The 15029-nt window shown below is 43.4% G+C and carries 8 protein-coding genes; all 8 read left to right on the forward strand.

What is annotated here, in order from left to right:
• Positions 1-63: 63 nt before the first annotated feature.
• Entirely contained in the window at positions 64-1584 is a 1521-nt protein-coding gene (locus tag AC1RM2_RS28155; RefSeq protein WP_492988487.1) for an O-antigen ligase family protein, read from the forward strand.
• Positions 1585-1588: 4 nt separating this feature from the next.
• Positions 1589-2203, forward strand: a complete 615-nt coding sequence (locus AC1RM2_RS28160; RefSeq protein WP_492988488.1) for an acyltransferase — start codon at positions 1589-1591, stop codon at positions 2201-2203.
• Positions 2204-2214: 11 nt separating this feature from the next.
• A complete protein-coding gene (locus tag AC1RM2_RS28165; RefSeq protein ID WP_492988489.1) occupies positions 2215-3552 on the forward strand; it encodes a lipopolysaccharide biosynthesis protein in 1338 nt (445 codons plus the stop codon).
• Between the two features lie 16 nt (positions 3553-3568).
• The gene (locus AC1RM2_RS28170; protein WP_492988490.1) at positions 3569-4789 is read left to right on the forward strand and encodes a glycosyltransferase family protein; all 1221 of its coding nucleotides are present in this window, start codon (positions 3569-3571) and stop codon (positions 4787-4789) included.
• A 52-nt stretch (positions 4790-4841) separates the two neighbouring features.
• Entirely contained in the window at positions 4842-6041 is a 1200-nt protein-coding gene (locus tag AC1RM2_RS28175; protein WP_492988491.1) for a glycosyltransferase family 2 protein, read from the forward strand.
• A 23-nt stretch (positions 6042-6064) separates the two neighbouring features.
• Positions 6065-6988, forward strand: a complete 924-nt coding sequence (locus AC1RM2_RS28180) for a glycosyltransferase family 2 protein (protein ID WP_492988492.1) — start codon at positions 6065-6067, stop codon at positions 6986-6988.
• The gene (locus tag AC1RM2_RS28185) at positions 6985-8160 is read left to right on the forward strand and encodes a glycosyltransferase family 2 protein (protein WP_492988493.1); all 1176 of its coding nucleotides are present in this window, start codon (positions 6985-6987) and stop codon (positions 8158-8160) included. The genes AC1RM2_RS28180 and AC1RM2_RS28185 overlap by 4 nt, the downstream gene beginning before the upstream one ends.
• A 239-nt stretch (positions 8161-8399) precedes the next feature.
• The gene (locus AC1RM2_RS28190) at positions 8400-15029 is read left to right on the forward strand and encodes an amino acid adenylation domain-containing protein (RefSeq protein ID WP_492988494.1); all 6630 of its coding nucleotides are present in this window, start codon (positions 8400-8402) and stop codon (positions 15027-15029) included.

Below are 15029 nucleotides of genomic sequence, written 5' to 3' on the forward strand. Positions count from 1 at the left end.
TTCATAGGTGTTTTTGTATGGGCAATTAAAATTTTGTTTTTGTAAACCCGTTAGCCATAGCAAATGCAGCGTGAAACACCCAACTATACTAAAGTGAACGAAACATTTGGAAAAAGGCTGCTGATCCAAAAGTTTTCAAACCCTTTGGTGCTTGTTTTTTTGGCGCTCGCCGCTTTGTTTGTAAGCGTTGTTGTTTATAAGCTTGGCATTATTGGTGCAGGGGCCATTATGGCCATTGTAATAGGCCTGCCTGTTTTGGTTGGCATTGTTGCCTATCCAAAATTTGGGATAACCGTACTAATAGTTGCATCATTTTTTATTAGCTACATTTCTGAATTTTTGCCTGCTCAGGTCCCAATAGGCACCTTGCTCGATGCTATTACCTATTTGCTTATCCTGGGTTTTTTTATTAAGCAAAAAAGCGAAAATGACTGGAGCTATTTTAAAAATCCTATTAGTATATTAATTATAATTTGGCTTGCTTACAATATGATTGAGGTAGCTAATCCAGCTGCCGCATCGGTGCTGGCCTGGATTTACACAGTACGTACGGTTGGTTTTATCATGCTCATGTACTTTGTGTTTGTTTATCACATACGTACGGTTAACTTCATAAAATATTTGTTTAAGCTGTGGCTCCTGCTTGATGTTATTGCGGCGCTCTCGGCATTTCAACAGGAAAAGTTTGGTTTTTTATCCTTCGAAAAAAAATGGCTCTACTCCGATCCGCAACGGGTGAGTTTGTTGTTTATAAACGGCCACATGCGTAAATCGGGCATCTTTTCCGATCCCGTTACTTTCTCCTATAACATGGTTATCGGCGCCTTGCTTTGTATCGCACTTATCATGAGCAATATCAGCATCCGCAAGAAGATTATCCTGGCATGCGTAGCCATATTTTTCCTTACGGTTATGCTTTACTCGGGTACCAGAGCGGCTTATGTTCTGTTACCTGCCTCATTACTTATTTTGGCTGTGCTGAATTTTAACCGCAAGGTGCTTATCGGAACAGTTATTGCCGGGTTAATGCTTGCTTTTTTGATTGTAATGCCCACCTCAAACCCGGCAATAAAAAGGTTCCAATCGGCTTTTAGCCCATCTAAAGATGCATCATATAATGTGCGGGCCGAAAATCAACGAAAAATAAAGCCATATATATTATCGCATCCCATAGGCGGCGGGCTTGGGTCGGTTGGCGTTTGGGGGCGACGCTTTGCCCCCAATTCTATGCTGGCTAAATTTCCGCCGGATAGCGGGTACGTACGTGTGGCTGTCGAGATGGGCTGGATAGGCCTGCTGCTATTTTGCACACTGTTTTTTGTGGTATTAAAAAACGGTATTAATTTCTTTTTCCTGATTAAAAACCCCAGGCTTAAAAACTATTGCATGGCCATGGTACTGGTCATATTTGCCTTTAACATTGGCAATTTTCCGCAGCAGGCCATTGTACAATATCCATCCAATATTATTTTTTACTTATCTATTGCCATTATTGTTGCCTGTATGCGGTTGGACCTGGAGCAACAAAAAGCCCTGTTAAGCGGCAGTAACAAAGATACCACAGCATTAACCGAATTGAATTGAGCCGATGTCGATAATAACTACAATAAAAACAAACCCCAGGCTAAAACGCTTAGTCCACTGGATGTTGATACCAACCGGCGAATCGAGGCCCCGGCGCTGGGTGCGCTGGTTTATTACGCCGTTTTATTATCCGCGGGGCAAGGGGGCTATTGTAAGGTATTATGCACGGCTGGATATTTTTCCGTTTAACAAATTCTCATTAGGCAGCAAAAGTATTATCGAAGATTTTGCAACCATCAACAATGGCGTAGGCGACGTAATTATAGGCAGCAATTGCGGCATCGGCATCAGCAATGTTATTATTGGCCCGGTTACTATGGGCAATTATGTAATGCTGGCGCAAAACATAGTTATTTCGGGCTTAAACCATGGTTACGAAGATGTAACACTTCCTCCACGGATGCAAAAAGTAGTTACCAAACCCATAACCATTCATGATAATGTTTGGATTGGGGCCAATTGTGTGGTTACCGCGGGCGTAACTATTGGCAAACATGCTATAATAGGTGCAGGCAGTGTTATCACCAAAAACATACCCGATTATTCGGTGGCGGTAGGCAACCCGGCAAGGGTTATAAAAAGATACAATTTCACAACAAATTGCTGGGAAAAGGCGTAACAAAACAAGCCATGCGGTTTATACAAAAACTTATTAATAAGCATACACTTTCGTTAGCAAGTAACGCTATTATGCCGGTTTTGGGTATGGCCATATTGGGTTTAATGGCTCGTCATCTATCTAAAGCCGACTTTGGCGATTATATATTTTTCCTGGTTGTATTTAACCTTGCCGATACGTTCAGGACCGGTTTTTTGCAAACATCGCTTATAAAATACTACGCCGGTGCCAGTGCCGAAAGGGCAGCAAACATTGCAGGCTCTGCCTGGTATATTGGCTTAATTATAGTAGCCGCTTTTGGGTTAGGTAATTTATTACTGTTTTTCTTTCTTTCATACACCGGCACAAGCCCCAATATGTTCCTCATCACAAAATGGCTTGGTGTTGTTTACCTATGTTCGCTTCCAACTACCATAACCACCTGGTTATTACAAGCCGGGCAGCGTTTTGACAGGCTGTTTTTGGTGCAGTTAATTAACCAGGGCGGCTTTTTTCTTTTTATATTATTGCTGATTGTATCCGGTCACATCAGTTTACAAAATTCAATTTATTGCTATTGTTTAAATAGTATTATCAGCAGCTTAATCGCAATTTTTACCGGCTGGGCAAAAATAAAAACAATTGGCAGTAAAAGCTGGGCATCAATAAAAGAGATGGCCCACTTTGGCAAATATAGTGTTGGCACATCAATCAGCTCATATTTGCTGCGCAGTTCAGATACCATTATCATTAAAATGATGTTCCCGTCCTATTTACTCGGCGTATATTATATTCCGCAAAGGCTGATGGAAATATTTGAGATCCCCTTAAGGGCTTTTATAGCAACGGCATTGCCTGTTATGTCGGCCTCGGTACATCGCGACGACAAAAAGCATGTAGCCTACATTATGAAAAAATATGCAGGAATGCTTACTATCGCACTGATTCCTGTAGCCATACTCTCCTTTTTATTGGCCGACTTTATTATCGGTTTATTATTCGGCAGCGATTACCGGCACTCGGATGCAGGCAATATTTTCAGGATATTTATGTGTTTTGTTATGCTGCTTCCTATTGATAGGTTTTTTGGAATAACATTGGATATTATCGGGAAACCGCAATTAAATATGATAAAAGTTTTTATTATGTTAACCATCAATGTAATTGCCGATTTTGCCGGGATATTCATTTTCCATAACTTATATGGTGTGGCCATAGCATCAATTTTTACTTTTTTCTCGGGAGCCATTTTTGGTTACTGGGCCCTTAAAAAGCATTTACAATTTTCTGTTAGAGACATGTTTTATTTAGGATATGTTGAACTGAACGAACTTATCAGCACGGCATATAAAAAGGTCAGGAACAGGTAAACAAGGCAATTTCAGTATGGAGCTCAGGAACCGTAATATCATCATATTTTCACAGATGCAGTTTGATGGCCGCCTGGAATCAACAAACTATACTTTGGCAAAATACCTGGCTAAAAACAATAACGTATACTACGTAGACAGGCCCTTTACCTGGAGGGATTATGTGATGTATAAAAATACACCTGCTTTTAAGACCAGAAAGCCGCATTTCTTCTCCTCTTCCGATAGCATTATCCGAACAGAGATACCCAACCTTAAAATAGTGATTTGTCCGCCGGTGCCATCCATTAATATGCTGCCCGAGGGGAAAATATATCGCCTGGCTGTAAAAATGAATGAATTGATAGTTGCCTCGCGATTAAAAAAAGTAATAAAACAATTTAGCATCCACGATTACATTTACATCAACTCCTACAACTACACCTACCCCAACTTTCATAATTTAATAAAGCCATTGCTAACGGTTTACCACTGCGTCGATCCGCTGATTGAAGTTTACCAAACCAGGCATGGTTTAATATCCGAAGATATTGTTGTTAAAAACGTAGACCTGGTAATTTGCACCAGCAAAGAATTAAGGAACAAAAAGCTTAAGCTAAATCATAACACGCACCTTATTCCAAACGCGGCAAACATTAACCACAGCCAAAAAGCGCTTGATCCTGAATTGCCGGTTGCGGCTGTTTTATCGGGCATTGGCAAACCAATAATTGGATATTTTGGCAATATTGAGCGCCGGGTTGATTATAATTTGCTCAAAGAACTATTTGAACAAAACCCAGACAAGAATTTCGCGTTTGTAGGCCCAGTGGATCATAATTACGCCGATATGTCGGTATTTGAACGGCCCAATGCTTTTTTAACAGGAGCAGTGCCTTATGAGCAAATGCCCGCAGTATTAAAAGGTTTTAATGTAGCCATTATTCCTTTCAAAAAAGATGAGGTAAGCAGTTCTATTTTCCCGTTGAAGCTTTTTGAATATCTTGGCTCGGGCAAACCAACGGTATCATCCAACTTTAATACCGATTTAAAAGAATTTACAAAAGATACGGTTGCTTACTGTAAAACTGCCGAAGAATTTACCATCGCTATAAACGAGGCTTTAAATGATACGCCTGAATTGCAGAAAAAAAGACTTGCAGTGGCCGCCGAAAACACCTGGGAACACCGGGTTGTTGAGATAGAAAAACTCTTGGCACTAAATTTAGAGCTAAAGCTTAAAGTGATAAATCAATAATAACGCAACTTTTTTATTAAAATACAGTAAAAGTTATAAAACATAATACACAATGGAGATCATCAAGTTTATTGCTTCGGTAATCATGTGGGCGGCTTTTATATACCTGGGGATATATTGCCTGTACCTTTTTATCTTCTCGGTTTTAGGAAAATTGGTGCCTGTAAAATACCCTCCTGTTGCTACCTCATTAAGCAAATTTGTTATCTACATCTGCGCTTATAAAGAGGATGAAATTTTATTAAACTCAGCCGAAAATGCATTAACGCTTGACTACCCATCCGATAAATTTCATGTGTGTGTTATAGCCGATTCGCTTAAGCCCGAAACTTTGGTAAAGCTAAGGCAGATGCCATTGCAGGTTGTTGAAGTATTTTTTGAAAACAGCACCAAATCAAAAGCACTGAACAAAGCCATTGAAAATACGGTGCCCGGATTTGACGCAGCCATTGTTTACGATATTGACAACGTTGCTGCGCCCGATTTTTTGTACCAGATAAATAACTACCTGCAGGCAGGCGAAAAGGTGGTACAAGGCCACAGGATAGCCAAAAACAGCAATACCAAGGTAGCGGTGCTTGATGGCATAAGTGAAGAGATTAACAACCACATTTTTAGGAAGGCGCAACGGGTGTTTAACCTTTCGGCAGCTATTATCGGTTCGGGAATGGCCCTGGAATACAACTTATTTAAGACTACCATGAGCCAGATTGACGCTGTTGGCGGCTTTGATAAAGAAATGGGCCTGATACTTACCCGCCAGAAAATTGGCGTTGCCTACGCCGAAAAAGCATTTGTATATGATGAGAAGGTAAGCAACCCCGAAGTATTTAAAAAACAACGTAAAAGATGGCTTTCGGCCCAGTTTAACCTGTTACGTAAATACGGCATGAGCGGCTTTAGCGAATTATTTTTGCGGGGCAACTTTGATTATTTTAACGAAATATACCAAATGTCGATATTGCCGAGGGTACTGATGCTGGGATTGATGCCCTTTATGTTAATCATTTCATTATGCCTATGGTGGTTAACGCCGGGTATAGGGCCGTCATGGCAATTGTGGGCGCTCGCAACCCTTTGCTGCTATGCCGGCATTCTTGCTGCCATACCTGGCCCCTACTTTAACATCCAATTGCTGAAAGCGGCGCTTAAGCTGCCGCTGATATTTTTCACGATGTTATTGTTGTTATTCAAATTAAAGGGCGCCAATAAAAAATTTATACATACCACACATGACCATACAGCTGCTTAGTAGCATGTATATTAACAGCATAGATGAAAAAAGTATCTGTTGTAACCGTAAACTTTAACCAACCGGCAGTTACCGAAGAGTTACTGTCATCCATAAAAAAAACGAATACCTACGCCAGTCTGGAGATAATTGTGGTTGACAATGCCAGCAAAATAAACCCGGTGCCCGGGTGGCTGATAAAGTACCCCGATATTAAATCTATCCGGTCGGATGCCAACCTTGGCTTTGCTGGTGGTAATAACCTGGGCATTAAAAATGCCACGGGCGATTACATCTTCCTGGTAAACAACGATACCGAATTTACCCCCGGCCTGCTAAATGCCCTGGTAGATACTTTGGAAACACATGATGAGGTAGGTATCGTTTCGCCCATGATAAAGTATTATAGCGACAAGGGGTTAATTCAATATGCCGGCTATACGCCCATGGATTATTATACATGCCGCAATAGTTGTATTGGGTTAAGGCAAAAAGACCAGGGTCAGTTTAATCATATTGTAGGGCCAACTGCCTACTGCCATGGTGCGGCCATGATGATTAAAAAAGAGGCTATTGACAAAGCCGGGCTCATGGCCGAAAATTTTTTCCTGTATTACGAAGAAGTAGACTGGTGCGAGATGATAAAAAGAGCCGGCTACGAAGCCTGGGTAAACACGGATGCGTTGATTTATCATAAAGAATCGATATCCGTGGGCAAAAAAAGTAAGCTCAAGGAATATTTCATGAACCGCAATCGCATTTTGTTTACGCGGCGTAATGCTCCTGCTCACAAAAAAATATTTTTTTTTATTTATTTCCTGTTGCTGGTAGTGCCGCGCAACGTATTAGCTTATATAAAAAACAAAAATTACGCTTTTATACCCATGCTTTTTAAAGCAATCTGGTGGAACTTCAGCCACTCAAAAAACAGCACTAACTTAGGTTACCCTATAAATACCATAGCATGAAAATAATTTTACTATTAAGCCTGTTCATTGTGTTTTATACGTTTGCGGGATACGGCATCCTGTTATACTTTATTATAAAACTAAAAAGAATGGTGAGGGGGCCTAAAAAACCGATAGCCGAGGATTTGAGCATTCTCCCTACCTGTACCCTAATTGTGGCCGCCTATAACGAGGAGTTTTTTATAAAAGAAAAAATAGCCAATAGTTTGCTCCTTAATTACCCGGCAGGCAAATTGAAAATAGTTTTTATAACCGATGGATCGTCCGACAGCACTCCGCATATAATTGCCGGATATCCCCAGATCCGGCTTTTGCACCAGCCGCAGCGCGCCGGTAAAATAGCTGCCGTTCATCGTGCTATGGAGTTTGTGGATACAGACGCCGTTGTTTTCACCGATGCGAATACTTTTTTGAACAAAGACGCGCTGATAAAAATTTGCAGGCATTACGCCGACCCAGCCGTTGGCGCCGTAGCCGGCGAAAAACGTGTACATTTTGACGAAAATGCCGATGCAAGCGCCGCCGGCGAGGGTTTTTACTGGAAGTACGAATCGGCGCTTAAAAAGTGGGATTCTGAATTATATTCTGTTGTTGGCGCAGCCGGTGAACTTTTTAGCGTAAGGCGGTCGCTTTATTTGCCGGTACAGGCTGATACCGTGCTGGATGATTTTATGATATCTATGCTGATAGCCGAAAAAGGCTACCGCATTGTTTATGAACCGGAAGCCTACGCTACCGAAACCGCATCTGAAAATGTATCAGAAGAGTTAAAACGAAAAATCAGGATTGCAGCTGGTGGCATCCAATCAATATTGCGGCTAAAAAGTTTGTTTAATCCTTTCCCCTACCCAATCCTTTCCTTCCAGTACATCAGCCACCGGGTGTTACGATGGACGATTACCCCTTTCCTGCTCATCCTATCGTTTGGGCTGAATATGGCCCTGGCTTCAGAACCCGGCGCAACAGGGTGGCAGCTGCTGTTGTTTGCGCAGGTATTATTTTACCTGCTGGCATTTTTGGGCTACATCATGGAAAAGAAACAATTACGGGTAAAAATATTGTTTATCCCCTATTATTTTTGTGTAATGAACTATGCTGTTTTAGCTGGTATCATCAGGTACTTTACCACCACACAAAGCGCCGTTTGGGAAAAAGCACAACGCAAACAATAGCGAAGAATATAGAATTTTAACCGACAGTTTAAAACTATCAATCACTTAGATAACATTGTTTACGTATAAAGTAAGCCGTATTTATAATCAATTTTATTGATACAGACCCTGTTTTTGCATTATTGGAACACAAAAAATTACTATATTCAAAGCTTTTAAAGTAACCTGCACCATTATTTTAAACGCCCCAATTATAATAACGATCAGGCAAGTTAACCAAGCTAACCTCATCAATTTTAATGAATATAACCCCCGGTAAAGAAGTTGAAGAAAGTTTAGGCAGTACTGTGTTTGTACACTATTTATTTGAGCAACAGCTTCAAAAAAAGCCTGATGCACTGGCTGTTACTTTTGGTAACAGGCAACTTACGTACAGCCAGTTAAATCAGCAAGCTAATAACCTGGCCGCCGCTTTGCTATCACAATCGCCCAATTCGGCAATTGTTGGGGTTAGTACATTCCGGTGTGTTGAAACCATCGTAAGTGTGTTGGCCGTACTTAAAGCCGGCAAGGCCTATTTGCCGCTCGACCCGGATTATCCTAAAGACCGGCTGGAGCAAATAATTCTCGATTCGGGTGTTGATACTTGTTTAGTAACCGAAAAACAGCAGTCACTATTTGAAAAGCTACCCATAAATCTCCTTTTATCAGATAAAGCTTATCCTGCAGCGCCATCACCAAACCAGCCTGGCGGCGATGCTTACGTGTTATACACCTCGGGCTCAACAGGTACGCCAAAAGGCGTTTTAATGGGCCATGCTGCATTAGTCAACCTACTTTTATGGCAGCGGGAACACTCTATAGCAACAACAGGGGCCAATACCCTGCAGTTTGCACCGCTTACGTTTGATGTATCCTTCCAGGAAATATTTGCTACACTTACAACAGGCGGCACACTGGTGCTTGTTGATGATGATTTGCGCATCGATCCGGTAAAGCTGTTGCTATATATACAGGATAACAGCATCAACCGGATTTTCCTGCCGTTCGTGGTGCTGCAATACTTAACCGAAGCTGCCATTGCCAACAACCATATCCCCGCCTGTATACAGGAAGTAATGACTGCGGGCGAGCAGCTAAAAGTTACACCACAAATTGCCGCTTTTTTTAAGGGATTGCCTAGCGCTGTTTTATATAACCAATACGGCCCTACCGAAACCCATGTGGTTACAGCGTTAAAATTACATGGCGACCCTGCGCTATGGCCGGCATTACCATCTATCGGCATCCCGATAAGCCAAACCCGGATTCTGATTTTAAATAAAAATCTTATCCCATTAGCAAAAGGCGAAACCGGCGAGCTTTGCGTTGCAGGCCTGAGCCTTGCCGATGGATACCTGAACAAACCAGATCTGACGGCCGAAAAATTTACCGAAATAACGGTCGAAAATAAAATTACCCGCATTTACCGCACCGGCGATTTGGCCCGCTATCTTCCCGATGGCAATATTGAATACCTGGGCCGTAAAGATACCCAGGTAAAAATCCGTGGCAACCGCGTGGAACTGGGCGAGATTGAGGTATTGCTTAATCAGCTTGGCAATGTCCGGCAGTCGGTTGTTATTGCCCGCGAAGATGCAGCCGGTCAAAAGCGCCTTATAGCCTACCTGATTTCGTCAACAGGCAAGCAGGATACAACAGCCATCAGAAAAGCACTCGAACAACAGCTGCCCGACTTTATACTGCCATCGGCCTACGTATGGATCAGCGAGCTTCCAAAAACCACCAGCGGTAAGGTTGACAGAAACGCGTTGCCCAACCCAGGTTTGGAACGGCCCGAACTTGCTGTATTATATCAGGCTCCATCAACCCAGATAGAGAAAAACATTACCGGTATCTGGATAAGTTTATTGCAGTTAAACAAAATAGGGATCGACGATGATTTTTTCCTTTTAGGTGGTAACTCCCTGCTGGCCCTTAAAACTGTAGCCACTTTAAAGCAGGAGTTAAACTTAGATGTACCAATAACCAAGCTTTACCAGTATCCAACAATTGGCGGCCTCGTTAGCTTTTTAAGCGACGGCAATAAGCCGGCTCCACTCCCATCTTTAATTAAAAAAAATACCGGGAATGCAAATCATGATGTAGCCATCATCGGCATGGCCGGCAGGTTTCCGGGCGCAAATACCATTGACGAATTTTGGCAGTTACTATCCGGCGGAAAAGAAAGCATTACATTTTTCTCAGCCGATGAAATAGATAAATCGATCCCGGCAAGTGTTAAAAACGACCCTGCCTATGTAAAAGCAAGGGGCATTATTGATAAGGCAGACGAATTTGATGCCGGTTTCTTCGGATTCAACCCGCGAAATGCCGAACTGATGGATCCGCAGCACCGTGTATTTTTAGAAATAGCCTGGGAAGTACTTGAAAAAACCGGCTATCTGCCGCAGAAATATACAGGCGCTGTAGGTGTTTTTGCCGGTTGCGGCTACAATACCTATTACAATAACAACGTGTTAACCAACCCCGAAATAGTTGAGCGTACGGGCCATTTCCAGGTTAGGTTACTTAACGAGAAAGACTATATAGCAACCCGCACCGCATTCCAGCTGAATTTAGAAGGGCCTGCGGTTGCTGTTTATGCAGCATGCTCCACCTCGTTATTAGCCATTGCGCAGGCTGTAACCAGCATTCGCAACGGGCAATGCAATGTAGCCATCGCGGGTGCCGCTTCTATAACATCGCCTGTAAAAAGTGGGCATTTTTATGAAGAAGGCTCCATCATGAGTAAAGATGGCCATACCCGTACTTTTGATGCCCAGGCTACCGGCACAGTATTTAGCGACGGTGCCGGGGTAGTGCTATTAAAATCATTAGCCGATGCCAAAAGCGACGGCGATACCATTTACGCTGTAATTAAAGGTGTAGGTATTAACAACGATGGCGCGGCCAAAAGCAGTTTTAGCGGCCCAAGCGCCCATGGACAGGCCGGCGCTATAGCAATGGCAATTGACGATGCCGGGATTGAAGCATCGTCTTTAACTTATGTAGAAGCACATGGCACAGCCACACCACTTGGCGATCCGATTGAGATAGAAGGCCTTAACCTTGCTTTTGGTGCCCAGGATAAAAAACAATTTTGCGCCATAGGCTCCATCAAAAGTAATATGGGGCATCTTACCGCGGCCTCGGGCGTAGCGGGCTTAATAAAAACAGTTTTGGCTATGCGCCACAAACAAATTCCGCCATCGTTATTCTATAACCACATCAATCCCAATATCAATATTGCAGATAGCCCCTTTTATATCAACAACCAGCTGAAGGATTGGGAAACGGATGCCATACGCCGGGCAGGAGTAAGCTCATTTGGTGTAGGCGGTACCAACGTACATGTTATTGTTGAGGAATTTGAGGACAATCCTGTTCATTCAGATCCTGGCAAACCATTTAAACTTATTACCTGGTCGGCCAAAACCGAAAATAGCCTTAACGGCTATGCTGCAAAATTGGGCACATTTATAGGTGAGAACGAGGCATTGAACCTTGACGATGCAGCTTATACTTTGCAAACTACCCGCGCCGGGTTTAATCACCGCAGGTTTATAATTGCTGCCAATAACGATGAGTTAATAGCCAGATTAAAAACCCCGGAAGCAGATCTGTCGGCATCAAAAAACTTAAAAACCGGTGTTACCGAGGTTGTATTTATGTTCCCCGGCCAGGGATCGCAGTATGCAAATATGGGGTTCGACCTGTATCAAACCGAACCTGTTTTTGCCGCAGCCGTTGATGAATGCATGGCCCTTTTAAAAGGCACCATACATGAAAATCTGTTTGAAATACTTTACCCCAGGGTAGCTGATAACCAATCGGCCGAAAAAATAAAGCAAACGCTTTACGCGCAACCGGCCATATTTATTTTAGAATATGCAACGGCTAAGCTGTGGATGAGCTTTGGCATACAACCCGGTGTACTAACCGGCCATAGCGTAGGCGAGTTTGTGGCTGCTCATTTAGCGGGGGTTTTTAACCTTGCCGATGCTTTAAAATTGATTTCGGAAAGGGCGCGCCTGGTAAACAGCGTCCAACCCGGCAGCATGCTTTCGGTACGTATGGAAGCCGAAAAACTGGCAGCCATATTGCCTGCTAAATTGTCAATAGCAGCAATAAACACCCGTAAACTTTGTGTTGTTGCAGGCCCAACCAACACTATCAATTCCTTTGCCGAACAATTGGCAGAACAGGGTATCCCAGGCAGGTTATTACTTACCAGCCATGCCTTCCATTCGGCAATGATGGATGATATTGTAGGGGCATTTGAAGAGGTTGTAAAATCAATAAAATTAAACCAGCCCATAAAACCCATAGTATCTACCGTAACCGGCAAGTGGATGAGCGCGGTCGAAGCTACCGACCCCGCTTACTGGTCGCAACACCTCCGGAAAACCGTGCGTTTTGCCCAGGCCCTGGATACTTTACTGGAAGATGAAGGGCGCCTTTACTTAGAAGCTGGTCCGGGAATCGTTTTAGCTACACTTGCCCGGCAGCATATTGTTGATAAAACGGTGCCCGTTATAGCCGGATTTGAACAAAACGAAACCAATACCGAGTATAAATCCGTATTAAAGGCAGTGGGGCAATTATGGCTTAATGGCATTGAACCGCGTTGGGGAAATATCTATAACAACCAGCAACGCAACAAGATAGACCTGCCAACTTATGCATTTGATCATAAACGTTACTGGCTTGAACCAGCCATCATGTTAAATAAAGTTGAAACCATAGCCGAAGATGTTGCACACCAACCGGAACCTACTACACCCCAGATTATGCAAACAAGGAAAGATATATTGATTGATAAACTTAGGGCGATATTTGAAGATGCGTCGGGCATCGAAATTGACGAGGCGGGCACCGGCTTAAGCTTTATCGAGATCGGCTTTGATTCGTTATCGCTTACGCAGATAGCTACCAACCTTAAAAAACAATTCAATGTACCCGTTACATTCCGTAAATTATTTGAAGAGTATAACAGCCTGGTACTATTGGCATCGTATCTTGACGCAAACCTTGCTGCCGATGTGTTACAACCACAAGCCGTTGCCCCCACCCATGCAGCCACCACACAGCAACCTGTGTTTGCAATACCGGCAGCTTCAAGTAACGGTGCAACAACAAACAATAACGACCTGATAATCAATTTAATATCACAACAACTTCAACTATTAAGTAACCAGTTAGCGCTTATACAAGGAGGCAGTGCACAGGCGGCGCTACCTGCACCTGTTTATCATTCGGCAACACCGGCTATTACTCCGGCTAAACCAGATCACCGGGAACCGGAACTTACTGCAGAAGAGCAGATTGAGATAAAAAAACCTTTTGGCGCTACAGCCCGGATAGAAAAACAAACCCTGGAGCTGACCGAAAAACAATCAGCATTTTTAAATGATTTGACCATAAAATACAACGCCAAAACCAAAAGCAGCAAGGCGCAAACCCAAAAAGACCGCCCATATATGGCCGATCCGAGGGTGGTAAGTGGTTTCAGGCCATTAACCAAAGAGGTTGTTTATCCTTTGGTAGTTAACAGATCAAAAGGTAGCCATGTTTGGGATATTGACGGCAACGACTATGTTGATGCGCTTAATGGTTTTGGATCGAACCTTTTGGGTTACCAGGCCGATGTACTTAAACAAGCAGTATTGGACCAGGTTGAAAAAGGTTACGAAATTGGCCCTCAGCATGAACTGGCGGGCGATGTTTGCAAACTGATTTGCGAGTTTACCAATTTTGATCGCGCCGCCCTTTGCAACACCGGATCGGAAGCGGTCTTGGGCGCTATGCGTATTGCGCGTACGGTAACAGGCCGCTCAATAATAGTAGCTTTTAGCGGTTCGTACCATGGTATTAATGACGAGGTGATTGTACGTGGGACAAAGAAGTTAAAAACCGTGCCTGCGGCCCCCGGTATTATGCCCGAGGCGGTACAGAATATGCTCATCCTTGATTATGGCACCGAGGAATCGCTTAAAATTATAGCCGAAAGGGCACATGAATTTGCCGCGGTACTTGTGGAGCCGGTACAAAGCAGGCGACCTGAATTTCAGCCTGTTGAATTCCTGCAAAAAGTAAGGGAAATTACCAGCCGTTCAGAAACGGTTTTGATATTTGACGAAGTAATTTCGGGCTTCAGGATGCATCCGGGCGGTGCCCAGGCTATGTTTGGCATCAAGGCTGACCTGGGCACCTATGGTAAAGTAATTGGCGGTGGCATGCCTATTGGCGCCATTGCAGGCATCAGCAAATATATGGATGCACTGGATGGCGGTACCTGGCAATACGGTGATGACTCGCAACCCGAAGCAGGCGTAACATATTTTGCCGGAACTTTTGTGAGGCATCCTTTGGCTTTGGCCGCCGGTAAAGCCACACTGCTTTACATGAAGGAAAAAGGCCCGGCCCTGCAGCAGGAGTTGAACGCCCGCACCAAACGCCTCTCTGATGCTTTAAACGCCATTTGCGAGGCCGAGGGTATCCCATTGTACTCACCATTTTTTGGATCTCTTTGGAAAATCAAGTTTAAGTATGAACTGGCTTATGGCGAATTGCTGTTTACACTGATGCGCTTTAAAGGCATTCATATATGGGATTTGTTTCCGTGTTTTGTTACGGCAGCCCATACCGACGAAGAAATAGACCAGATTATTACCGCTTTTAAAGAAAGTGTTGCCGAGATGATTGAGTCGGGTTTTATGCCATCAGAAAAACCTGAAGTTACCGCCAATGGGCCGATAAATTTACTGTCCGCCCCTCCTGTTCCCGGTGCAAAACTTGGGCGCGATAAAGATGGCAACCCCGGATGGTTTATCAGCGATAGCAACAATCCCGGAAAATTTTTACAGGTTAAGTTAAGCAGCAATTAA

The organism is Mucilaginibacter sp. GW822-FHT03E02, from assembly GCF_058801545.1.